We start from the raw sequence: 24,262 nt of genomic DNA, 5'->3' as shown, positions 1-24,262 counted from the left end.
GACGGAAGAGGCGGACGCAGGTCGGGCCGCTCCGAGCGCGCGATTCTCCTTGGAAATTGTCGGAAACCGCGGCTCGCGGCGCGCGTGCGCCCCTCGTCCGCGGTCGCTTGGAGCCGTGATGCGTCTCCGCGTGCCGGCTGCGATCTGATAAGCCCTGGCGTGTGCGCTCCTTCACCCTCCTGGCCTCGCTCCTGCTGGCCCCGGCGCTCGCCCCCGCGCGGGCCGCGGCGGCGCCGCCTGCGCCGTCGCAGCAGGCCGCGGCGGCCGCCTCGCGGGTCGTGATCGTCGAGGCCGACGCGGACGACCCGCTGGTCCGCGAGGCCGCCACGCGGCTCCGGGCCGAGCTCGGCGCGGCGGGGTTCGAGGTGGTGCGCGTCCCGCAGGGGCGCGAGGGCGACGCGCGCGCCGCGCTGGAGCGCGCCGCGCAGGACGAGGGCGCGTTCGCGGCCGCGGCGATCTTCCGCTCCCGGGCGGGCGCGACGGCGGACCTCTGGATCGTCGACCGGGTGACGCAGAAGACGGTCGTGCGCACCGTGGAGGTGGCCGGCGCGGCGGCGCCCTCGGTGATGGCGGTGCGCGCCGTGGAGCTCCTGCAGGCGAGCCTGCTGGAGGCGAGCCTGCTCTCGTCGCGCGCGCCGCCCGAGGGCGCGGCGGGCGGCGAGCGCGCCGCCGTCCCCGAGGACGTGCAGCGGTGGATGGCGCCGGTGCGGCGGCAGGCCGGCGCCGATCCGGGGCCGGCGGCCGAGCGGCCCGGGATGCTCGAGGGCTTCGGCGTGGAGGCCGGGCTCGTGGCGCTGCTCAGCGCGGGCGGCATCGGGCCGGCGCTCGGTCCGGCGCTGCGGCTGTCGTACGGCGCGGGCGTCGGCGGGGGCGCGCTGCCGGCGGGGCTCGCGGCGCGGCTGACGTTCGCGGGGCCGGCGATCGGGCCGGCGCTCGAGGGCGCGCTCGGCGCGGTGTCGGTCCGCCAGGAGATGGCGCTGCTGGAGGCCGTGTGGGCGCCGGAGACGGGCGCCGCGATCTCGCCCGTGCTCTCGGCCGGCGTGGGCGGGGTCCACCTGTTCATCGCTGGCGATCCCCTGCCGCCGCTCCGGAGCGCGACGGGCGAGGTCTGGTCGATCGCCGCGAGCCTCGGCGGGGGCGCCGGGCTGCGCCTCACCGACCGCGCGGCGCTCCTGCTCGACGCGCACGCGATCTTCGCCGAGCCTCGCGCCGTCGTGACGCTCGGGGGCGAGCGGCTCGGCACGGCGGGCAGGCCGACGTTCGCGGGGTTCCTCGGGCTGCTCGTGCGGCTTTGACGCGAGATCGCGATCGCGCGCCAGGCGGCGGCGCGCGGCATTTGTCGATGTTGGCGCAGCGCCGATTCCGTTACTGTCTCGGCGTCGGTCGAGGGCGCGCCCGCTGCGGGCAGGGCCTCCAGGCGCGGGAGACATCGATGAAAATGCGAACGATCTCGGCGACTCTGTTCACCACGCTCGCTGTTTCGACAGGGCTGCTCGGTTGCTCTGACGGCACCGACGGCGGCGCGGGAGGAGGCTGGACGAGCGCGAGCGCCGCCTCGGGGAGCGCCAGCTCGGGCGTGGGCGGCACCGGCGCCGAGGGCGGCAGCGGCAGCGGCGACGGCGGCAGCGGCACCGGCGCCGAGGGCGGCAATGGCGGCGGCGACGGCGGCAGCGGCGGTGGCAGCAGCGGCGACGGCGGCGGCGGCGGCGGCGGCAGCGGCGGCAGCGGCGGCAGCGGCGGCGGCGGCGGCGGCAGCGGCGGCAGCGGCGGCAGCGGCGACGGGAGGCTCGGCGCCCGGTGCGAGGTGGACGCGGACTGCGGCCTGAGCGGCATCTGCCTCTCCGCAGCGGAGGATGGGTTCTTCGGCGGAGGCCCTGCGGGCGGGTACTGCACGACGTCGTGCGCTGCAGACAGCGATTGCGAGGGCGAGGGCAGCGCGTGCCTCGAGGGCATCTGCCTTCTGGGATGCGCCCTGGGAGCTCCCCCGCTCGCCACGATCGTCGACGAGCTCGATCCGGCGAAGTGCCACGGCCGCGAGGATCTCCGCTGCGACACCATCGGTGATGTGTCGGTGTGCATGCCGAGCTGCGGCTCGGACCGCCAGTGCCCCGGCCGTGTGTGCGACCCCCGGATCAACCTCTGCGTCGACGAGCCGACGACGGGGCTGCCTGCGGGCTCACCGTGCGAGGTCGGGGACGAGGGTACCGACCCCTGCGCGGGGTGGTGCGTCCGGTTCGGCCCGAGGCTCGGCGTGTGCACCGGGCTGTGCGCGCTCGGCGGGGACATCGCGAACGAGGACTGTGGAGGGCTGCAGAGCGGGATCTGCCTCTACGCGCTGGAGGAGGATCCCGGCATCGGCGACGTCGGCGCCTGCACGAAGGCGTGCACGAGCCATGACGACTGCCTGATGCCGCACGCCTCCTGCACGTTCGTGGGGCTGAACCGCAACGGGTTCTGCGTCTTCGGACCGACGAAATGCCCGCGTGGCCAGAGGGATTGCACGAAAGAACGCGAGGTCTGCACCGAGACGCCGGATGGCCCGCTGTGCCTCGATGAGCGATACCCGCGGGGCGATTCGGGCACGGGTGGCGCTGGCGGCACCGGCGGCACCGGCGGGATGGGCGGCGCTGGCGGCACCGGCGGCGCCGGCGGGATGGGCGGCGCCGGCGCGGGCGGCGCTGCTGGCGCTGGCGGCACGGGCGGCGCTGGCGGCACGGGCGGCGCTGGCGGCACGGGCGGCGCTGGCGGCACGGGCGGCGCCGGCGCTGGCGGCGCGGGCGGCGCTGCTGGCGCTGGCGGCACGGGCGGCGCCGGCGGTACAGGCGGCGCTGGCGGCACGGGCGGCACGGGCGGCGCCGGCGGTACGGGCGGCGCCGGCGGCGGCTGACTACCTCCCGCCGCCGCCGGCGGGCGCGCCCGCCAGCGATCGAAGGCACATCCGCAGCCCCTCGCGGACGTTCCGCAGCGTGGCGACGGCGGCCATGTCGAGGCCGAGCGACGTGATCAGCGCCGCCACCGCGGGGCGCACCCCGGTGATCACCCCCTTGGCGCCGAGCAGCTCGACCGCGCGCACGATCCGGATCACGTGGTCCGCCGTCGCCTCATCGATGCCGTCGACCCCGGTCATGTCGAGGATCGCATAGCGCGCGCCGGTCCGGACGATCGCGTCGAGCAGCTCCTCCGTGATCACCCCGGCCCGCACGCCGTCGAGCGTGCCGATCAAGGGGAGCGTCAGCACGCCGTCCCACACCTGGATGATCGGCGTGGCGAGCGCGCGCAGCTCGCGCTGCTGCCGCTCGATGAGCGACAGCTTCTCGCGGAGCTCCTGCTCGGTGTTCTGGAGCTCCTCGGCGATGCGGGCCCGCTCCTCGACCTCGCGTTTGAGCTTGTGCAGCGCGATCGCCAGATCCGCCTTCGTCGCCCGCTCCTCGTCGAGCAGGCGGTTCAGCCGCTCCTCCAGGGTCGTCGTCGCGGGGCGCACCGTGAACTCGTCGTGGGGATCGCCCCGCGCCGCGAACGACGTTTGCTCGACCTCGCACTCCTGACCGAACAGCCTCGTGCAATATCCGGCCAGCTTGCCCGCCATCATGCTGCTCCCCCAGCAGACGTCGAGCTCCTGCTGATAGAGCGCTTCCCACCCGTTCACCACGCGGAAGCGCGCCTCCCTCCGCTCTCGGTCGATGGAGACCACCTGCCAGAGGCCCCAGCCCGCGGTGGCCGCGCCGATGCCGAGCGCCCTGAAGCCCTCCTCGAACGTCGGATAGCCGGAGAGGAACCTCCAGTCGTCATCGACGCTGAGCCGACCCCCGCTCTCCACGGCGAGGTTGAAGCGCTCGGTCCCCGCCATCCGCTGGAAGCCGGACATCAGCCCGAGCACGCTGCTCGGCACGAACATGGACACCGACGGGACGCCGGCCCAGGTGCACTGCCCGCGCGCGACGTCCCACTCGATCGGCATGCCCCCGACGTCCACGCGGATCTTCTCGTCCAGAAGCTGAGAGCTTGTGCTCATACATTCTCCGAATCCACGAGCTCACCCGCCCGCCTGACGCAGTGTACCGGCTCAGCCCGGCGCGCGTCGCCCTCGACGGGCGAGCCGCGACAGGCCCCGATCCGGCCAAGACGGCAGTACGGGGCTCACGCAGGAGCGCACGTCCGCGACGGCATTCTTCGCGCTGTGAGCCGGAGCAGCGGTGAAAGGATCCCCTCGCCGGGGTGGGCGCGAATCACGGCGGCTCCGGCGGGGCAGCGGGCGCCGGAGCCGTGGTCAAATTTGAACATGAAGGCAGGAAGGCGGGAAGAAAAATCTCAATACTCTTCCCGCCTCCCCGCCTTCATGTGGACTCTCTCTGGGCAAATTTGACCACTACCCGCGCCGGAGCGTGGATGTGAAGATCGTCCGCGGTGATGGGATGGGGCTCACTCGCACGTCGAGAACTGGGCCGACGCGGTCTGCTCGGCCGTGGTGACCTGGACCGTGGTCTCGATCACCTCGTCGAAGACGTCGATGACGCGCACGCGCCACGGCCCCGGCTTCATGTTGCCGTCGCCGACACGCCAGTAGTTGTAGTCCCGCCGCGTGGCCTCCTTCCACGCCCCGTCGAGCTGGACCTGGACCCTGGCGATCGGGTTGCGGTGGCCCTGCACCCGGAACTCGTTCCACCAGGCGTTCTGCTCCTTCAGCGAGATGGAGAGGTTCCCCTCGACGGGGCACGGGACGAACTTCCACGAGATCTTGCCCTTCGCGCCGCCGTTGCCGGTCCCGAGATACCCCTCCTCGGCCGACCCGATCTGCAGGAAGGCGTCCTTGCTCAGATCGATGTGACCGGCCGTGCACTTCGGGTTGCTGCCGGTCGGACACTGATCGACGACCGTCGCCACGACCTTGCGCCCGTCGTCGCGGCTCACCTCCACGCAGGCCCCGCACGCGGCCGCGGTGTCGTAATCGGCCGTGTTCAGCGCCGCGAAATACCGCCCTCCGCCGGTCGCCACGTGCGCAACCTTGTCCGGGTTGCTCCCGAGCACCGGAAAGCTGCAGTTCACCGCGCCGCCCGAGCCCTGGCCGAGCGTGTACCACGTCACCGATCCGCGGCCGTCCTCGTAGCTCTGGAGCGGCATCGAGCAGGTGCCGCCGCTCCCGTCGCCGTCGGAGCCGCCGCCGGTCACGGCGCTCCCGCCGCCCGAGCCGCCGGCGCCGGTCGTCGCGCCCCCGCCGCTGCCACCTGCCCCGCCCGAGCCGCCCGCGCCGGTCGTGACCCCCGAGCCGGTCGTGCCGCCGGAGCTCGTCGTCGCGCCGGAGCCGGTCGCGCCGGTCTGGGTCATGGACACCATCACCGGCTGGTAGTCGCTCCCGGTCGCGGTCGCGCAGAACCCGAAGCTGGCCGCGCCTCCCACCGGGATCTGCCCGCGACCGGAAGCCGGCGTCACCGTCAGGAGCGAGCCGCTCGGGCTGGGCTGGGCCTCCCACATGTTGCTCAGGGTCGACTGCCTGAGATCGATGACGACGGTCCACGACGTCACCGGCGTGGTCCCCTCGTTCACCACGTTCACGTTCGCGCAATAGCCGCTGCCCCAGTCGGACGATCTCGTCAGCGCCGCGACGCCGAGCCCGTCGGTCGTCACCACGGCGCTGGTGAGGTCGCCCGCGGTCTCCTCGCCGGGCACCTCGGCGGTGCACGCGACGGCGAAGAGGCCAGAGAGAGAGAAGGCAGCAGCGGTTCGATAAGCCAAAGATCGCATCCTAAGTCTCCACGTCGTGGGCGCGCCGAGAGGGCGCGACCGGCAACACCTCCATTAATGCAGATTCATGAGCTCGCCATCGCTCGAACGCACAGAAACATCATTTTAACAGACAAGCACCCTGAAATGATCTCCCACGATCGGAGAAATCCGCTGTCCCATCGAAGATTTCAACTCAGTCACAAGCATCTACACAGGCGCCGATTGCCCACATCACTCCCCACGAGCGCCCCTATCACCACCGGCCCCCCCTCGAGCGTTCGACGCCAGCGAACCCGAGCTGGCCTGTCGATCTCGCGCCGGCGCGCCCTGTCGAGCTGCGCGCTTTCGCGGCGGTGATCGTGCTCTGCGCCCCGGGGCTCCGGGCGCGCAGTTGTGGCGCGTCGCTCGGCTCCCGTAGACTGCGGCGCCCGATGCTCCTCACGCTCACCACCACGCACCGGCCGGCGACCGATCTCGGCTACCTGCTCGTCAAGAACCCGGCGCACACGCAGTCGTTCGCGCTCTCGTTCGGCAAGGCCCACGTGTTCTATCCGGAGGCGACCGAGGAGCGGTGCACCGCGGCGCTCCTGCTCGACGTCGACCCCGTGGACCTCGTGCGCGGGCGCGGCGCCGGCGAGCCGGGCACGCTCGCCCAGTACGTCAACGACCGGCCCTACGTCGCCTCGTCGTTCCTCTCGGTGGCGATCGCGCAGGTCTTCGGCTCGGCGCTCGGCGGCAAGTGCCGCGACCGCCCGGAGCTCGCCGACGTGCCGCTCCCCCTCTCCGCCACGATCGAGGCGCTGCCGTGCCGCGGCGGCGAGGCGCTGCTCCGGCGGCTCTTCGAGCCGCTCGGCTACGAGGTCGCGGCCGAGCGCCTCCCGCTCGACGAGGCGTTCCCGGACTGGGGCCAGAGCGTCTACCTGCGCGTCTCGCTGGCGAGGACGTGCCGCCTCCGCGAGCTGCTCGCGCACCTCTACGTGCTCGTGCCCGTGCTCGACGACAAGAAGCACTACTACGTGGGCGACGCCGAGGTCGAGAACCTCCTCGCCAAGGGCGAGGGCTGGCTCGCGGAGCACCCCGAGCGCGAGGCGATCGCGCTCCGCTACCTCAAGCACAGCCGGCCGCTCTTCCGCGCGGCGCTCGCCCGGCTCGTGGCCGACGAGGAGGCGAGCCCCGAGGAGGCCGAGGACGACAAGGCCGCGCCCGAGGACAAGGCCGAGGCGCGGATGAGCCTCGACGAGGAGCGGCGCGCGGCGGTCGTCGCGGCGCTCCGCCGCGCCGAGGCGAGGAGCGTGCTCGACCTCGGCTGCGGCGAGGGCAAGCTGCTGAAGCGCCTCGTCGACGAGCGCGTCTTCGAGCGCGTCGCCGGCGCCGACGTCTCGATGCGCAGCCTCGAGATCGCCAAGAACCGGCTCCGCCTCGACGACCTCCCCGACAAGCAACGGCGGCGGATCCAGCTCTTCCAGGCGTCGGTCACGTACCGCGACGCCCGCTTCTCGGGCTACGACGCCATCACCCTGATCGAGGTCATCGAGCACGTCGACCCCCCGCGGCTCGGCGCGCTCACCCGCGCCATCTTCGAGCACGCGCGGCCGCGCGTCGCCGTCGTGACCACGCCGAACGCCGAGTACAACGTGCGGTTCGAGGGGCTCCCGCGCGGCGCGCTCCGCCACGGCGACCACCGCTTCGAGTGGACGCGCGCCGAGTTCCACGCGTTCTGCGCCGAGGTCGCGGGCGCGCACGGCTACGCCGTCGAGCACCTGCCCATCGGCCCGATGGATCCGTCGCTCGGCGCCCCGACGCAGATGGCGATCTTCACGCGCGCGGCCGGAGAGGACGGCGCGAGCGGCCAGGCCGGCGCGAGCGACCAGACCGGCGCGGACGGCCAGGGCAAGGCGGACGGCCGCGGCGGCCAGGCCGGCGCGGACGGCGGCGGCGCCGGGGCGCAGGCGGAGGAGGAGGCGTCGTGAGCGAGCCGAAGCCGCTGGTCGTCCCCGCGCTCTCGCTGGTCGTGCTCGTCGGCGCCTCCGGCTCCGGCAAGAGCACGTTCGCGCGGGCGCACTTCAAGCCGACCGAGATCCTCTCGTCCGACCACTACCGCGGCGTCGTATCCGACGACGAGAACGACCAGGCCGCCAGCGGCGACGCGTTCGAGGTCCTGCGCTTCATCGCGGGCAAGCGGCTCGCGGCGGGGAGGCTCACCGTCGTCGACGCGACCAACGTGCAGGCCGACGCGCGCAGGCCGCTCGTCGCGCTCGCGCGCGAGCACCACGTGCTGCCGGTCGCCATCGTGCTCGACATGCCCGAGAAGCTCTGCCACGCGCGCAACGCCGGCCGCGCGGACCGGCAGTTCGGCCCGCACGTCGTGCGCGGCCAGAGCCGCGAGCTCCGCCGCTCGCTCAGGGATCTCCGGCGCGAGGGCTTCCGCTACGTGCACGTGCTCTCCTCGCCCGAGGAGGTCGCGGCCGCCACGATCGAGCGGCAGCGCCTGTGGACCGATCGCCGCGACGAGCGCGGGCCGTTCGACATCATCGGCGACGTCCACGGCTGCTTCGACGAGCTCGTCGAGCTGCTCGAGGCGCTCGGCTACCGCCTGGAGGGGCTGCCGGACGCGCCCCGGGCGTCGCACCCCGAGGGCCGGCGCGCGATCTTCCTCGGTGACCTCGTGGACCGCGGGCCGCGCTCGCCCGACGTGCTGCGCCTCGCGATGGCGATGGTCGCGTCGGGCGCGGCGCTCTGCGTGCCCGGCAACCACGACGTGAAGCTGCTCAAGAAGCTGCGCGGCCGCGACGTGCGGCCGACCCACGGCCTCGAGCTGACGCTCGCGCAGCTCGAGGTCGAGACGGACGAGTTCAAGGCGAAGGCGGCGGACTTCATCGACGGCCTCGTCAGCCATTACGTGCTCGACGACGGCAACCTCGCGGTCGCGCACGCGGGCGTGAAGGAGGCGTTCCAGGGCCGCGGCTCGGGGGCGGTGCGCGAGTTCTGCCTGTACGGCGAGACCACCGGCGAGACCGACGAGTACGGCCTGCCCGTGCGGTACAACTGGGCCTCGGAGTACCGCGGCAAGGCGATGGTGGTCTACGGCCACACGCCGACGACCGTGGCCGAGTGGGAGAACCGCACCATCTGCATCGACACGGGGTGCGTGTTCGGCGGCGCGCTCACGGCGCTCCGCTACCCGGAGCGCGAGCTCGTCGAGGTCAAGGCGCGCCGCGTGTACTACGAGCCGCAGAAGCCGCTCGCGCCGCGCGGGGGCGAGCCGAAGGCCGACCCGCGGGGGCCGGCGGACGACGCGCTCGACATCGACGATATCCGTGGCCGCCGCGCGATCCGGACGCGGGTGCACGGCATGGTGACGATCCGCGAGGAGAACGCCGCGGCGGCGCTCGAGGCGATGAGCCGCTTCGCCGTGGATCCGCGCTGGCTCATCTACCTGCCGCCGACCATGTCGCCGAGCGAGACCTCGAAGGACGGCGGCCTGCTCGAGCACCCGTGCGAGGCGTTCGCGTATTTCCGGCAGAACGGCGTGGGCCGCGTCGTGTGCGAGGAGAAGCACATGGGGTCGCGCGCGGTCTTGGTCGTGTGCCGCGACGAGGCGGCGCGGAAGCGGCGGTTCCGCGTCGACGACGGGCCGCTCGGCGTGTGCGTCACGCGCACGGGCAGGCCGTTCTTCGCGGACGAGGCGCGGAGCCGGGAGCTCATCGACCGGGTGCGCGCCGCGCTGGACCGCGCGGATCTCTGGGCCGAGCTCCGCACCGACTGGGTCTGCCTCGACGCGGAGCTCCTGCCCTGGTCCGCGAAGGCGCAGGACCTCTTGCGCGGGCAGTACGCCGCCGTGGGCGCGTCCGGCCGCGCGTCGCTCGACGCCGCGGTCCGGGCGCTCGAGATGGCGGCCGGCCGCGACGAGAGCGCGCGGCCCTTGCTCGAGCGCCACGCGGCCCGGAAGGCCGCGATGGACGGGTACGTGGCGGCCTACCGGCGCTACTGCTGGCCGGTGCGGTCGATCGCCGATCTCCGGCTGGCCCCGTTCCACCTGCTGGCGAGCGAGGGCGCGGTGCACGCCTCGCGGGATCACGGCTTCCACCTGCGGCAGCTCGGGCGGCTCTGCGAGGTCGATCCGGCGTTCTTCGTGCCGACCCCGCACCGCGTCGTCGACCTCTCGGATCCGGCGAGCGAGGCGCAGGCGGTGGCCTTCTGGACGGAGATGGTCGAGCGCGGCGGCGAGGGGATGGTGGTCAAGTCGTGGGAGTGGGTGGTGCGCGGGCCGAGGGGGCTCGTCCAGCCGGCGATCAAGTGCCGCGGGCCGGAGTACCTGCGCATCATCTACGGCCCGGAGTACCTGATGCCGCAGCACCTCGCGCGGCTGCGCCACCGCAGCGTCTCCGCGAAGCGCGCGCTGGCGCTGCGGGAGTACGCGCTCGGGCTGGAGGCGCTCCACCGCTTCGTCGAGGGCGAGCCGCTCTACCGCGTGCACGAGTGCGTGTTCGGGGTGCTCGCGCTGGAGAGCGAGCCCATCGATCCTCGGCTTTGATCGATACGGCGTCGCCTGCGCTCCTCCTTGGGTACGCAGGTATTGCCGAGCCGCCCCCCTCCCCGGGAGCCTACCGTGAATGCGTCATCCGGGAGGAGCTCCGGCGACGCGAGACGGTGGCAGAGGGAGCGCTGACGAACAGCCGATTCCGTGCCGGTCGCGCTGCCCCTGGACAGCGGTAAAACCCGTTGCGCAGGGAGGAGGCGGTGGGATCATGAACCGAATCCATAAGGGCAAAAGGCTGTCATCGCCGTGATGACATATCCAGGACGCCCTGGATGAACATCATTCCTTGACGTGAAGCGAGCCTCGTCGAGCGCAGCCGCGCGTCGACCCGCTCGAGGGGGGATCGAGATGAAGCTCTGGGGGATCTCTGCGTGTGCTCTCTCGATGGTGCTGTTAGGGTGCGTGGGCGAGCCCAGCTGGGAAGAGGAGACGGATCCGCAGCAGACCGCGGAGGCGCTGCATGAGTGCAAGGGCGACCTCACGTCTGGGCCGGGCGCGAAGCTCGGGCCTCATCTGCTCGCGCTGCAGCGAGCCGCCGCGGCGCATCCCTCGGCCGATGACGCCGCGTTCGCCCGGAAGTTCCCGGCGCTCCGCGTGCACGACGGCTACGTCGCCGTCAGCGCGTACGGCGACGACGGCGCGGCGCTCGCGGCGCGGCTCGCCCGCGAGGGCATGCTCGACGCGAAGGTCCATGGCGAGTCCGTGTCGGGCCGTGTCCCGATCGCGCGCCTCGGCGCCATCGCGGCCATGAGGGACCTGAGGTACATGAAGCCCACGATGGCGGCGACGCAGGCAGGTCTGGTCACGACGCAAGGCGATCGCTCGCTGCGGAGCGACGTCGCGCGCGCGCGGTTCGGCGTCGACGGCCGCGGGGTCCGCGTCGGTGTGCTGTCGGACAGCTTCGACTGTCGGCATGAGCCGCTCTTCCCCGGTCAGATGTTCACCGACGCCGCTGACGACATCCGCAACGACGACCTGCCTCGGGACACCGTCGTCCTGGAGGACGTGGACCGGACGACGCTTCCCGGATGCCTCGACGAAGGCCGCGCCATGATGCAGATCATCCACGACGTCGCGCCGGGAGCGAGCCTGTCCTTCCACACGGCGTCCATCAGCGAGGACGACTTTGCCGCCGGGATCGTGGAGCTCGCCGACAATGGCGCGAGGGTCATCGTCGACGATATCATCTATTTCGATGAGCCGATGTTCGAGGACGGGCGGGTCGCCGACGCGGTGGATCGGGTGGTCAAGCGCGGCGTGGCGTACTTCTCGGCCGCCGGCAACGTGGAACGCCAGTCCTACCAGTCGAGGTTCCGCGACTCTGGCCGGGTCGGTGAGTGCGGCGGGCAGCGCCACGACTTCGATCCGGGGCCGCGCGTCGACGACCTGCAGCGCGTCTCGGCGAGCGCGGAATCGACCACCATCGTGGCGTTCAACTGGGACCAACCCTCGCTCTCGGCCAACGGCAGGCGCGGTTCGCAGAGCGATTTGGACCTGGTCTTTTATCACATGAACGGCGAACGCGTCGAGGAGTGCACGTTGGACCCCGCGCAGGTCGTCTGCCAGATCGCAGGCATCGCCGACAACCTCGGCCGGGATGCGGTCGAGGTCGCCGCGCTCGTCAACGGCTCTGGCGTGGCGATGGAGTTCCAGATCGGTATCGAGCTGATCGCGGGCCCGAAGCCGGATCTCATGAAATACGTGTGGATCGAGCGCGAGGGTACGTTCAGCGTCGAGGAGTTCGACACGCGGAGCTCCACGATGTACGGTCACATGAACGCCGCTGGCGCCGAGGCGGTCGGCGCCGCGGCGTGGTTCCAGACCGAGGAGTGGGGCCCGCTCAACCGGGCGTGCGTACCCGCATGCTTGGAATCCTTCTCCTCCGTCGGCGGCACGCCGATCTTGTTCGACGATCGCGGCAGGCGCCTCCCGATCCCGGAGGTGCGGCTGAAGCCCGGCGTGACCGGACCGGACGGCGGAAACACGACGTTCTTCTTCGCCCCCATCACGGTGGAGATCCCCGGCAGCACCGAGCCCGACCGGTTTCCGAACTTCTTCGGCACGTCGGCGTCCGCGCCGCACGTCGCTGCCGTGGCCGCCCTGATGCTCGACGCACACGCGCGCGACGTCGCGGCCGGCACGAGCGTCCTCGGCTCGGACAGGCTCCCACCGGCGCTCGTGTACCTGGTGCTGAGGCTCACCGCGGAGGACATGCGGCTGCGGGACCTCGGAGGCGAGATCGGTCCGGTACGCGTCGAAGGAGCCCCCGGCTTCGACTTCGAGACGGGCTTCGGCTTCGTGGACGCGGTGCGCGCGTTGCGGGTGATCTCGAACCTCTAGCCTCTGGCGAAAGCCGGGCTCGACGCCCGCGCCACGCGGCGCCACGCGACAAGGTGCTCGCCGGCGGCTGCGGCGCGCAGCCAGCCCGGCGCGGGCGTCGTTTTCTTGCCGTCATGTCAGACGCCCCGAGGGCGCGGCGAAGGAACGGGCAGGCGGATCGCTCGGGGCGAATCTCCCCGGGGCCCTGCCTCATTCCACGGCGCTGGCCGCGCCGCCGGCCCACCGGCAGAGCACGCTCGCGTGGGCGCGCGCCCGGCAAGAAAGGCACTCATTTCCATGCGAATTCCCATGCACACGGTATCTCTATCGGTCGCCGTCGCCCTGCTTTCGAGCCTCGCGGGCTGCGTCGCGTCCGGCGCTCTGGACGAGGCCGAAGGCGAGGCGGTGGACACCGCGTCCGGCGCGCTCGTGGCGGACCGGGCCAGCCTGCCGACGCCGGCGGCTTACTGGAGCTTCGACACCTGCACGGACGGGACGAACGCGCGGGTCCGGGAGGACTCGGGCCAGGGGGCGTTCGGGGTGATGTCCGGCCGCGGCCTCTGCAGCCCCGGGAAGTTCCTGTCCGCCGGCGACTTCAACGGCGCCGGCGATCAGGTGGAGATCAGCAGCGCGGGGCGGAGCTACCTCCACTTCCAGGACCAGATCACGGCGGCCGCCTGGGTCAACCCGCGGAGCGTGACGGGGTACCGCACCATCGTGAACCAGTGGTACGCCGCGGACTCGTTCCTGCTCGGCATCGACCACGGCAAGTACTTCTTCTCCGTGGCCTTCCCGGGCGCAGGCGCGGGCCAGCACGTGATCGTCGAGACCCCCGCCGTCGCGAACGCCTGGGCCCACGTCGCCGGCGTGTACGACGGCGCGGCGCTCAAGCTCTACGTGAACGGCGAGCTCCGCGCCTCGACGCCCGCGTCCGGCACGCTTCAGCAATCGACGCGGCCCATCGTCATCGGCGGACACCCCGCCTGGAACGCCTACGACGGCCTGATCGACGAGGTCCGCCTCTACCAGCAGGCCCTGAGCTCCACGCAGGTGGCGCAGCTTTCCGCGGGCGAGGTCTACCCGGTGAGGGCGTATTACGTCTATCCGAACGACCAGCCGTACCACCAGGAGTACGTCGACGCCATCAACACGTACCTCGCCGAGCTGCAAGCCTGGTATCGCCAGCAGTCGAACGTCTCGTTCCACCTCGTGGGCTCGGTCCAGGCGGTGCGCTCGTCCCAGAACTACGTGAACATGCGCTGCGGCTCGTCGCCGTCGAGCGCCTGCCAGAACAACCCGATCGAGATCCCGAACTGGCTGAACGCGGTGTCTCAGGCCGTCGGCGGCTTCCCGGCGCGGCAGTCCACGCTCGTCTTCTCCCAGGGCGGCGGCGGCTATGCCGGCGCCACCCTCTATGGCGACTACACCGGCTTCGCCGTCGTGGGCGACTGGGTGCTCGAGCCCATCTCCGGCGTGCGCGAGCCGCTGGCGATCCACTGCGGGTACGCCACGTGGCAATGCCTCGACGGCACGCCGAAGGGGACTGTCGCGCACGAGCTCGGGCACTCGTTCGGCCTGCACCACCCGGACAGCTATCCCGGCGAGTCGATCATGGGATGGCACGGCGGCTACCCGACGACCATCTTCTTCGATCACGAGCAGATGATCCTCCAGGAGAGCCCGATGCTCTCGTCCGGCGTGCTCGTGCGCGGCGGGCTCTGGCTCGACTTCGGGAACGCCGACTATATGTACTCGAACACGACCGTGACCCTCACCGGCTCCGGCTTCGGGTCCGGCGCACAGGTCGAGTTCGTGGACGCCACGCACACGACCGTCGTAAGCCCGACCACCATCACCGGGACGAGCCTCACCGTGCAGGTCCCGAGCGGCCTCGGCCCTGGGTACATCCGCGTGCGCAACGGCAGCGGGGCGAGCAACAAGGTCCCCGTGAACTTCTATCCCTGAAGGGCGGCGGCCCTCGCCGCGGCGCCACGACGCTCGCGCCGCCGTGAGCTGCGTTGTCCGCGCGCCGGGCCGGGATCTGACGGCTGAGGGTGCTCGCCGCCGGCCCGGCGCGGCCGCTCCTGCCCACGTCACGGCGACATCGCGTGCGCCGCCCGCCTCTTGACCTCGCCCGACGACAATGCGACAAGAGCAGTACGACGAACGAGGTCGCTAGGTCGCGAGATCGAGCACGGCGCTGCACGCGAGGTCGAGGCGAAGCTCGGGATGCTCGGGCCATCGCCGTGCCGCGAGGAGGAAGGTCGACGGCGCGCTCCGTCGACGCGGCCCCGTTCCTACCTGTCAACTGCAAGCGGTTCATGCGCAGCGTCGATCCGCGTGCGTCGTGATCATCCGAGCGCCTTGCGGGAATCTTTGTGGTTAACCTATGTTGAGACAATCTCGATTGCGCCACTTCGGGAATTTTTCATCGTCACCCGTGCTCGGTGCGTTGCTCCTGTTGGGAGCGCTGCACATCGGCGGCTGCGGCGATGACGGCGACGGTGGCTCCGGCGGCGGCGGTGGCCAGGCGGCGACGACGACGACCAGCGGCACGACGGGGAGCGTGACCTCCGGCGATCCGGGCGGCACGACCTCGGCGTCGACCGGAGGCACCGGCGGCGACGCGAGCACCAGCACCAGCACCAGCGCCGGCACCGGCGGCGGCGGCGAGGGCGGCTCGGGTGACGGAGGCGCGGGCGGTGAGCCGACGCCGCCGGTCGATTCCGGTCTTCCGACGCCCCCCGGCCCCGACAACGTGGCGAAGCCGTCCGGCGCTGCCGGCGGCCTCAAGGTCATCGATTGGGCCGGCTTCGCGGGCGCCGTGACGTACTCCTTCGACGACGTGAACCAGACCCAGATCCAGAACTACGATGCGCTGAACGCGCTCGGCGTGCCGTTCACCTTCTACGTCTGGACCGGCAAGAACGAAGCGAACAACCCGGTGTGGACGAAGGCGCTCATGGACGGCCATGAGCTCGGCAACCACACGAAGAGCCACAGCAGCAACGACAACGGCTCTGACACGGACGCCGCGACGCAGTTCATCAAGGACAAGTGGAGCATCACGCCGTATACGATGGCGGCTCCGAACGGCTCGGATGCGTATGTGAGCATCGCCCAGTCGCGCTTCCTCATCAACCGCGGCGTGTCCAACGCCCTGATCAGCCCGAACGACTCGAGCAATCCGTTCAAGCTGCCCACCTACATTCCCCCGCAGAACGCCAGCACGGCGCAGATGGACGCGGAGGTCACGAGCGCGCGGACGGGCAAGAAGTGGCGCACCTTCTGCATCCACGGCTTCACCGGCGGCAGCGACGGCGCCTATATGCCCATCCCGCTCAACGCCTTCCTCGAGCACGTCAAGCACGTCAAGGATTTCGGCGACGTGTGGATCGGCACCATGGAGACGATCGGCGCCTACTGGCTCGGCCAGAAGGCGGTCACCGACGCCGACAGCAATCAGACCGGCGGCGAGACGACGTACACGTGGCAGCTCCCCGCGAACTTCCCGCCGGGCAAGTACGTGCGCGTGACGGTCACCGGCGGCACGCCCAAGCAGAACGGCGCCGCGCTTCCCTGGAATCCGCACGGGTTCTATGAGGTGGCGCTCGACGCGAAGTCCCTCACGCTGTCGCCGTGAAGCGAGCCGCCCGGAGCCCCGCGCCGTCACCGGCGCGGCTTCGGGCGTAGCCGACCCCCACCCGTTCATGCCAGGATGACGGCCACGCGCAGCCGTGGCCAGCGAGCGGCGACCGCGCCGATGGCGCAGAGCGCGGCCCTCGGACGCCCTGGCATGAAGGCGGCATCTTCGACCCCTAAATACCATGTCTGACACCACCGTGAGACCCATGGGGAGCTTCGCTCGGTTGCTCCGCGAGCCGATCGTTCATTTCCTCATCATCGGCGCGCTGCTATTTCTCGCCCACCGGCTCATCGTCGGCGATCCGAGGGTGGTCGTCGTCAGCGGAGGGCTGAAGGCGGACGTGGAGCGGCGGTTCCGCGATGAGACGGGGCGGGCGCCGACGGAGGCGGAGCTGAAGGCGGCGCTCGACCGGTGGAAGCGGGACGAGGTGCTCTATCGTGAGGCGCTGCGGGAGGGGCTCGATCGGCAGGACGCGACGGTGCGGACCGTGCTGGCGGACAAGCTGCGGGCACGGGCGGCGCAGCAGACGCCGCCGCGGGAGCCGACGGACGCAGAGCTGGACGCGTGGTTGGCCGCTCACCGGAGCCACTACGAAGCGCCGCTGCGGTACAGCTTCGAGGTCGTCGCTTTTCCCAAGAGCGATCCAGCGGCAGAGACGCAGCGGTCGGCGTATCGACGTGCGCTGGCCGACGGTGCGGACCCAAGCACGCTCGGTCGTCCGATCGCGGGCGGCAACTTCACCCGCGACAAGCTCGCAGCCAAGTTCGGACCTGCGGTCTCCGAGAGCATGTGCAACCTGCCGCTCGCGACGTGGCAGCCCCTGGAGACCGAGGACAGCCTGCTGCTCGCGCGGGTCAACCGGATCGAAGGAGGGCTGCCCAGCCGCGAGTCGATACGTCCGACCCTCGTCGTCGACTGGACCGCCGCGAGGAAGAGGCAAGCCGCCGACGCCTTCGTCGAGAGCGTCGTCGCGCGGTACAGGTTCGAGGAGGAGCCTTGAATCCTCTGTGGCTGCTCCGGCTGGCGCGGGCCCTGCCGCTCCTCCTGGCCGTATTTCTGGCGCCTGCCTCAGCAAAAGGCCACGAGCTTAACTCGGCGTCGCTCTCGCTGACGGAAGTCGAAGGCCGCGAGGGGCGGTTCCTCATGCGCTGGGAGGCGAGCTCGTCCACGCTCAAGTCCGAGCTCGCGGCGCCCGCCGTGTTCCCCCCGCCCTGCAAGCTCGACGGGGAGTTTCTCGACTGCGGTCCCGCCGGCCTGGTCGGCACCGTCGAGCTCCCCTGGCTCGAGGGGACCGAGACCAACGTGATGGTGGCGATCGAGTGGCGCAGCGGAAGCCGGCTGCTCCGGGTGTTGACCGGCAGCGACCCGAGCTTCGTGGTTTACGGTATCCCCGCTTCCGCCGGGCTCCTCGCGCTGAAGCCGATCGTCATCGATTACACGTGGCTCGGCGTCGAGCACATCCTGACCGGGTTCGATCACCTCCTCTTCGTCATCGCGCTCACGCTCCTCGTGCGCGGCGGTCGGAAGCTTGTCGGCGCCGTCACGGCGTTCACGGTCGCGCACAGCCTGACGCTGGCCTGCGCCGTGTTCGGCTGGCTGACGTTGCCGGCCCCGCCGGTCGAAGCGACCATCGCGCTCTCGATCGTCCTGGTCTGCGGCGAGTGCCTGCGGCCGGCCGACTCGCTCGCCCACCGGGCCCCGTGGGCCGTCACGTTCGCCTTCGGGCTGCTTCACGGGCTCGGGTTCGCGTCGTCGCTGCTCGACATCGGACTGCCGGAAAAGCATGTGCCGACCGCGCTCCTGTTCTTCAACGTGGGCGTGGAGATCGGTCAGCTCGGCGTGATCGCGCTGGTGCTTGCGCTGAGCCTTTTGGCCGCGCGGGTCCCCGTGCAACCGGCGGCGGTGCGGCGCGGCCTCGTATATGCGATGGGGGGAATGGCAGGCTACTGGTCGATCGAGCGCATCGTCGCGACCCTGACGGGCACCGGCGTGTAGCGGCTCCCGCGGAGGGAGCCGCCCTGCCGGCGCGCCTCAGGGCACGGGCATCTCGAACGCCACCGCGTAATTCGGCTGCGCGGTCCCGGTCATCGAGCCGACAAAGGGATCCGAGTCGCGCAGCTGGCCCGAGCGCCACGTGCGGCCGGAGAACGCCGTGCCGTCGCTGGTCATCGCGTAGCCGACCCAGACGCCCGACGAGGGGAGATCGTTGCCGACGGTGATGCGCACCGTGTCGCCCGAAATGGCGACGGAGGTGATCGGGATCCGCGTGCTCGCCGTGCGGACCTCGAAGCCGCGCCCCTGCGCCCACTCGGTGAGCGCGCTCTGGTGCGGCGCAGGGAGCGAGCTGTCCCACGCGAGCGGCGGCACCGGCACGTGGAAATGCACCGTGATCACGCGCCCGCTGCACGCATCGTCGAGCGCGGCCGCTCTCTCACCCTGACATCGGATCACGAAATGATGCGTGAGGAGAGGGAGAGAATTGAACCACAGAGGGCACAGAGGGCACAGAGGACAGAGATTATTCTCTCCTCTGTGCCCTCTGTGGTTCAAATTCTCTTACGAGATCGGAGACGAGCTCGACCGAGCTCTGCGGACGTCAGGACTCGCGCGGGCGCTCGAGCTCGTCCCAGAGGCGCACGTCGCTGCGCTCCTTCAGGAAGATCCCGCCGACCACCACGGTGATGAGCGCCACCGCGATCGGGTAGAGGAGGCCCGCGTAGATGTTGCCGGTCGCGACCGTCACCGAGGAGGCGATGAGCGGGAGCAGCCCGCCGAACACGCCGTTGCCGACGTGGTACGGGATCGAGAGCGACGTGTAACGCACCTTCGCGGGGAAGGCCTCGACGAGGTAGGCCGCGATCGGGCCGTAGACCATCGTGACGAAGAGCACGAGCACGAACACGAGCAGGGTGAGCACGACCGGGCTGTCCGCGTTCTGCTTCATCGCCCAGAACACCGGGAAGAACCCGATCGCGCCGCACAGGTTGCCCGCGATCATGATCTTCTTCCGGCCGATGCGGTCCGAGAGCGCGCCGAAGAACACGAAGAACGGCATGCCGAGGGCGAGCGCCGCGGCGACCACGACCGTGGACGTGATGAACGGGACCTTCAGCGTGTTCTGCAGGAAGTAGAGGGCATAGAACTGCCCCGTGTACCAGACGACGCCCTGGCCGGCCGTGGCGCCGAAGAGCGCGATCAGGATGACCTTCCAGTTGCGCTTGTTGCCGAGGCTGTCCTTGATGGGCGCGGCCGACGTCTTCCCCTCGGCCTTCAGCTTCGCGAAGATCGGCGACTCCTTGAGGCGGACGCGCACGTAGAAGGACACGCCGACGAGGAGCACCGAGAGGAGGAACGGGACGCGCCAGCCCCACTCCTTGAAGGCGTCCTCGCCGACGATGAGGCGGCTGCCGAGGATCACCGCCAGCGAGACGAACAGGCCGAGCGTCGCCGTGATCTGGATGAACGAGGTGTAGAAGCCGCGCTTCTCGTCCGGCGCGTGCTCGGCCACGTACACCGCCGCGCCGCCGTACTCGCCCCCAAGCGCGAGGCCCTGCACGAGGCGGATCAGGACCAGCGCCAGCGGGGCGACGAGCCCGGCGCTCTCGTAGGTCGGCAAGATGCCGATGAGCGACGTCGCGCCGCCCATGAGCAGCAAGGTCACGAGGAACGCGTACTTCCGGCCGACGATATCGCCGATGCGCCCGAACACGAGCGCGCCGAACGGGCGGACGACGAAGCCGGTGGCGAACGTGCCCAGCGTCAGCAGGAAGCCCGCCGTGGGGTTGTCCTTCGGGAAAAAATGCGTGGAGATGATCGCGGCCAGACTCCCGAAGATGTAGAAGTCGTACCACTCGATCATTGTGCCGCCGGCGGACGCGAAGATGACCTTCCAGAGCGTGCCGCTGTCGACGACCTCGCGCCCGGCCTCGCGGGTGTGGCTCGGTGGGGTCACGGCGAGGAATTCGGAAGACGTCTGTGCCATGGGAGCGGTTCCTCGAAGGAGTTCCAGCGCTTGTCGAGAGGGCCGAAGTCGGCCTCGTGCCGGCGTCGCGCCGCGGAGAGGGAGCCACGGTGTCGTGCAGGATCTCTCGCGCCCCCGCGCGCGACGGCGCGGCCGCGTTCGGGGGACGAGAGTCCGGGCAACGGGGCGGCGCGCGGCTCGACGCCGCGTCCCCCCCAGTGTTGCGTCTGCTGATCTCCAGGATCCAAATACCACGCGAGGCGCCGCGAGAATACCCGTTCTGTTACGGGCCAATCACGTAGACAGGCCCGTCCGGCGACGTCCCGTTACGATCGGTAACACCCGCCGGTGCTCCGGAGTGCCATCCCGTCGAGTCAGGTCTGTCCGGTGAGATCCCGTTACGATCGGTAACACGCCCGGTCTCGCCGAGGTCCAACTCGTCGCGTCAGGCCCGTTTCGTGAAATCTCGTTACGATCGGTAACACCCCAGGTGTTCCCGAGGTCCAACTCGTCGCGTCAGGCCCGTTCCGTGAAATCTTGTTACGATCGGTAACACCCCAGGTGTTCCGGAGTGCTCTCTCGGCGAGCCAGGCCGGTCCGGTGAGATCCCGTTACGATCGGTAACACCCGCCGGTGTTCCAGAGGGCCATTCCGCCCTGGCCCCGCGCGGTCCGGCTCACGGCGCCGCCTCGGGCCCGCGCCGCGCCCCGGGCGCGCCCGCGAGCGGGAGCCGCACGACGACCGTCGTCCCCTGCCCCACCGCGCTCCGCAGCGTGAGCGTGCCGCCGTGATCCTGGACGATCGAGCGCGACAGCGGCAGCCCGAGCCCCGTGCCGCTCGGATCGCGCTTCGTCGTCACGAACGGCTCGAACACGGCGGCGAGGAGCTCCTCGGGGATGCCCGAGCCGTGGTCCTCGACCTCGACCACGATCTCGCCCGCCTCGATCCGCCCGCGGACGGCGATGGTCGCGCCGGCCCCGGAGGCGTCGCGGGCGTTCGCGAGCAGGTTGACGAAGACCTGCACGAGCTCGCGCCGATCCCCGACGACGACGAGCGACTCCGGGCAGGCCTGCTCCACCCGGACGTGCGGCGCCGCGCGGTCGAGCCGGAGCAGCCGCTCGGCCTCGGCGACCACCTGGGCGAGCGACACGCGCCCGACCCGCGCGCGCGGGCCCTCGCCGGGCGACGGCACGGCGCCGGTGCGGCTGTGCTCGAGCAGCGTCCGCAGGATGGCCTCGATGCGCGCGGTCTCGCCGAGGATGAGCCCCGCCCGCGCGCGGATCTCGTCGCTGTCGGCCTCGGCCCGGAGGTTCTGCGCGAGGCAGGCGATGCCGGTGAGCGGGTTGCCGACCTCGTGGGCCACGCCCGCGGCGAGGCGGCCGAGCTGGGCGAGCCGGTCCTTGTGGGCGAGCTGCGCCTCGAGCGCGCGCTGCTCGGTGCGATCCTCGACGAGGAGGACGACGCCGCCCGAGGCGGCGCGCGCGTCGAGCGGATCGAGCGCGGCGCGGTGCACGCGCAGCGAGCGCGCGCGCCCGGCCACGTGCGCCTCGATCTCCTCGGCGCCCGCGCCGGCCTCGCCGGCGGACGCCGCGCGGACCGCGCGGGCGAACAGCTCCGCGAACGGGGCCGGCAGCCGGTCGAGCGGCGCGCCGACGAGGTCGCGCTCCGGGGCGCCGACGAGCGCCTCGAGCCGCCGGTTCACGAGGCTTACCGCGCCGTCGGAGCCCACGGCGCACACGCCGAGCGGCAGCTGCGCGAGCACCGAGCGGAGCCACCGCCGCAAGAGGTCGAGCTCGCGCGCCGCGCCGACGAGCCGCGTCTCCCCGCGCGCGAGGCGGCGCTCGAGCCACCGGAGCTCCTCGGTGAGCGCGCCGCCCGCGCCCGGCGCCGCGGCGGGGGCGCCCGCCTCCTCCGCGACCGTCCTCGCGAGCACCGGGCCGACCAGCGGCGACAGGTTGCGGTGCAGCCGCTCCTGCAGCGCGTGGAGCTCGGTGGGCCGCGTCTCGTCGCGCGGGATGTCGAGCTCGATGCGGGCGCGCGTGACCTCGATGCCCGCCGCCTCGCGGCCGAGCAGCCGGGCGAGCCGCTCCTCCAGCGCGCCGACGCTCGAGGGCACGGTCGCGCGCTCCACCGACGGGCCGATCTCGCGCCGCCTGCACAGGCGCGCCGCCTCGCGCTCCGCCTTGGCCGGCGGGCGCAGCAGCGAGACGAGCGCGAGCGTGCCGCCGTTGACGGCGAGCGACACGAACGTCGGCAGCGACCAGGTGTCGATGGGCAGGGCGCGCGCCGCGCGCGCGGCGCGGCCCGCGGGGTCCGCGCCCTCGAGCAGGAGGCCGAGCCACGCCGGATCGAGCCCGGGCATCCCGGGCAAGAGCGGCGCGAGGCACAGGGCCGTCCAGGAGGCGATGCCGGCGAGCAGCCCGGCGATGAACCCCGCGCGCGTGGCGCGCTCCCAGAAGAGCACGGCGAAGAGCCCCGGCAGGAGCTGCGCGAAGGCGACGAACGACACGATGCCGCTCTCGACGAGCAGCCCGCGGTTCGCCTGCGCGCGGTGGAAGAGCCACCCGCCCACGAGGATGGCGGTGAGGAGCCCGCGGCGCATCCACAGCACGCGCGCGTAGACGTTGCGGCGCAGCGTCCTCCGGGCGAGCGGCAGGAGCAGGTGGGTCGCGCTGTCGTTCGCGAGGGCGACGGCGGTGACCATGACCATGGCGCTCGCCGCGGAGATGCCGCCGATGAAGGCGGCGAGGGCGAGCCAGCGCTGGTCGAGCAGCTGGGGCACGAGCAGCACGTAGCTGTCGGCGGGCCCGGCGGGGGCGAGGCGGGTCCCGGCCCAGAGGATGGGCAGGACGGGCAGGTTGAGGGCGAGCAGGAACAGCGGGAAGGCCCAGGCCGCCCTGGCGAGCGCCCGGTCCCCGGCGCCGCTGGCGAAGGCCATGTGCCACTGCCGCGGCAGCAGGAAGGCCGCGGCGAAGCTGATGACGAGCATCGAGGTCCAGCCGCTGTCCTCGCGCACGGGGCGGGCGAGCGCCTCGACCTCGGCGGCGTGATCGCGGAGCCAGCCCGCGAGCCCGGAGGGCCCGCCGAACGCGCCGAGCACGGCGACGAGGCCCACGGCCGCGAGCACGGCGAGCTTCGCCGCCGACTCGAACGCGACCGCCGCGGCGAGGCCGTCCTCGCGCCGGCGCTCGGCGGACGGGCGGGCGCCGAAGAACGCCGTGAACAGGGCGAGCAGCGCGCAGAAGACGGCGCCCACGGCCTCCTCGTGCCCCGGCCCGGACAGCACGCGGACCGACTGCTCGGTCGCGCGGAACTGCTGCGCGACGTAGGGCAGGCTGGCGACGAGGGAGAACGCGGCGACGAGCGCCCCCGCGGCGGGGCTCTGGAAGCGGAAGGCGAGCAGGTCGGCGAGCGACGAGAGGCGCTGCTCGCGCGTGATGTGGAGCACGCGCGACCAGAGGAGCGGCGTGGCCATGCACGCGAGGGTCGGGCCCAGGTAGACGGCGAGGAAGACGAGCCCGTGGCGCTGCGCGAAGCCGACGCCGCCGTAGTAGGTCCACGACGAGGCGTAGACGCCGAGCGAGAGGGCGAGCACGAGCGGGTGGCGCGCGAGCGCGCGGGGGATCCGCTCGCGCTGGGCGGCGAGCGCGATGGCGGCGAGCACGGCGAGCCACGCCACCGTGGCGAACAGGAGGACGCCGACGTCGATCACGGCGGCGGCTCCCGCTCGCTGCGGGCGCCGTCGCCGCGGTCGCCGTCGCCGCGGGCGCCGTCGCCGCGGTCGCCGTCGCCGCGGCCGGCGTCGCCGCGGTCGCCGTCGCCGCGGTCGGCGCGCGTCGCGAGCCAGGCGAGGGCGATCAGCGCGACCCACACCGCGAAGACGGCCGCCACCGCGAGCGGGCCGCGCGCCCAGAGCAGGCGCGCCGGCGACACGAGGAGGACGGCGCCCAGCAGGGCGAGCACGAGCGCGCGATCCGCCGCGCCGGCCTCCGCGTCGTGTCCTCCGCGCATACGGCAAGAGGCTACTCAGGGTGGGGTCGCGCTGTCATGCGAACATGGAGGCCGGGAGAAGCGC

Annotated in this window: 15 protein-coding genes; 9 read left to right on the top strand and 6 right to left on the bottom strand. The window is 72.0% G+C overall.

Features of this window, described 5'->3' with window-relative positions:
• Window positions 1–161 precede the first annotated feature (161 nt).
• Window positions 162–1,295 (top strand): hypothetical protein, encoded by a 1,134-nt coding sequence (locus WME83_RS16710; protein WP_437320279.1) that lies wholly within the window; start codon window positions 162–164, stop codon window positions 1,293–1,295.
• A gap of 137 nt (window positions 1,296–1,432) precedes the next feature.
• The gene (locus WME83_RS16705; protein WP_437320278.1) at window positions 1,433–2,887 is read left to right on the top strand and encodes a hypothetical protein; all 1,455 of its coding nucleotides are present in this window, start codon (window positions 1,433–1,435) and stop codon (window positions 2,885–2,887) included.
• On the opposite strand, the gene WME83_RS16700 is transcribed toward WME83_RS16705, so the two are convergent.
• A complete protein-coding gene (locus WME83_RS16700) occupies window positions 2,888–4,012 on the bottom strand; it encodes an STAS domain-containing protein (RefSeq protein WP_437320277.1) in 1,125 nt (374 codons plus the stop codon).
• A 407-nt stretch (window positions 4,013–4,419) separates the two neighbouring features.
• Window positions 4,420–5,730, bottom strand: a complete 1,311-nt coding sequence (locus tag WME83_RS16695; protein WP_437320276.1) for an expansin EXLX1 family cellulose-binding protein — start codon at window positions 5,728–5,730, stop codon at window positions 4,420–4,422.
• A 422-nt stretch (window positions 5,731–6,152) separates the two neighbouring features.
• Here WME83_RS16695 and WME83_RS16690 point away from each other — a divergent pair, with 422 nt between their 5' ends.
• From WME83_RS16690 to WME83_RS16660, 7 genes are all read left to right on the top strand, one after another.
• Entirely contained in the window at window positions 6,153–7,691 is a 1,539-nt protein-coding gene (locus WME83_RS16690; protein WP_437320275.1) for a 3' terminal RNA ribose 2'-O-methyltransferase Hen1, read from the top strand.
• Window positions 7,688–10,255 carry a polynucleotide kinase-phosphatase gene (locus tag WME83_RS16685; RefSeq protein WP_437320274.1) on the top strand — a complete coding sequence of 856 codons (2,568 nt, stop codon included), beginning with the start codon at window positions 7,688–7,690 and terminating at the stop codon, window positions 10,253–10,255. Before WME83_RS16690 ends, WME83_RS16685 begins: the two co-directional genes overlap by 4 nt.
• 354 nt (window positions 10,256–10,609) lie before the next feature.
• Window positions 10,610–12,601 (top strand): S8 family peptidase, encoded by a 1,992-nt coding sequence (locus tag WME83_RS16680; RefSeq protein WP_437320273.1) that lies wholly within the window; start codon window positions 10,610–10,612, stop codon window positions 12,599–12,601.
• 288 nt (window positions 12,602–12,889) lie between these two features.
• Entirely contained in the window at window positions 12,890–14,545 is a 1,656-nt protein-coding gene (locus WME83_RS16675) for a LamG-like jellyroll fold domain-containing protein (protein WP_437320272.1), read from the top strand.
• 475 nt (window positions 14,546–15,020) lie between these two features.
• The gene (locus WME83_RS16670; RefSeq protein WP_437320271.1) at window positions 15,021–16,223 is read left to right on the top strand and encodes a polysaccharide deacetylase family protein; all 1,203 of its coding nucleotides are present in this window, start codon (window positions 15,021–15,023) and stop codon (window positions 16,221–16,223) included.
• A gap of 208 nt (window positions 16,224–16,431) precedes the next feature.
• Window positions 16,432–17,226: a hypothetical protein gene (locus tag WME83_RS16665; RefSeq protein WP_437320270.1), complete on the top strand. Its 795-nt coding sequence runs from the start codon at window positions 16,432–16,434 to the stop codon at window positions 17,224–17,226.
• Window positions 17,223–18,221, top strand: a complete 999-nt coding sequence (locus WME83_RS16660) for a HupE/UreJ family protein (protein WP_437320269.1) — start codon at window positions 17,223–17,225, stop codon at window positions 18,219–18,221. Before WME83_RS16665 ends, WME83_RS16660 begins: the two co-directional genes overlap by 4 nt.
• A 36-nt stretch (window positions 18,222–18,257) precedes the next feature.
• Here WME83_RS16660 and WME83_RS16655 read toward each other — a convergent pair whose 3' ends face one another.
• The 4 genes from WME83_RS16655 to WME83_RS16640 form a co-directional block, all read right to left on the bottom strand.
• On the bottom strand, window positions 18,258–18,620 hold the full coding sequence (locus WME83_RS16655; protein WP_437320268.1) for a hypothetical protein: 363 nt from the start codon (window positions 18,618–18,620) through the stop codon (window positions 18,258–18,260).
• Window positions 18,621–18,822: 202 nt separating this feature from the next.
• Complete coding sequence (locus WME83_RS16650) at window positions 18,823–20,208, bottom strand: MFS transporter (RefSeq protein ID WP_437320267.1); 1,386 nt, start codon at window positions 20,206–20,208, stop codon at window positions 18,823–18,825.
• A 655-nt stretch (window positions 20,209–20,863) separates the two neighbouring features.
• Window positions 20,864–23,899 carry an ATP-binding protein gene (locus tag WME83_RS16645; RefSeq protein WP_437320266.1) on the bottom strand — a complete coding sequence of 1,012 codons (3,036 nt, stop codon included), beginning with the start codon at window positions 23,897–23,899 and terminating at the stop codon, window positions 20,864–20,866.
• Window positions 23,896–24,198, bottom strand: coding sequence for a hypothetical protein (locus WME83_RS16640; RefSeq protein ID WP_437320265.1), 303 nt, complete (start codon window positions 24,196–24,198; stop codon window positions 23,896–23,898). The genes WME83_RS16645 and WME83_RS16640 overlap by 4 nt, the downstream gene beginning before the upstream one ends.
• Window positions 24,199–24,262: the final 64 nt, after the last annotated feature.

Source organism: Sorangium sp. So ce385 (assembly GCF_051474135.1).
Classification (GTDB): domain Bacteria; phylum Myxococcota_A; class Polyangia; order Polyangiales; family Polyangiaceae; genus Sorangium; species Sorangium cellulosum_D.
This window is presented reverse-complemented; position numbering and strand designations above follow the sequence as displayed.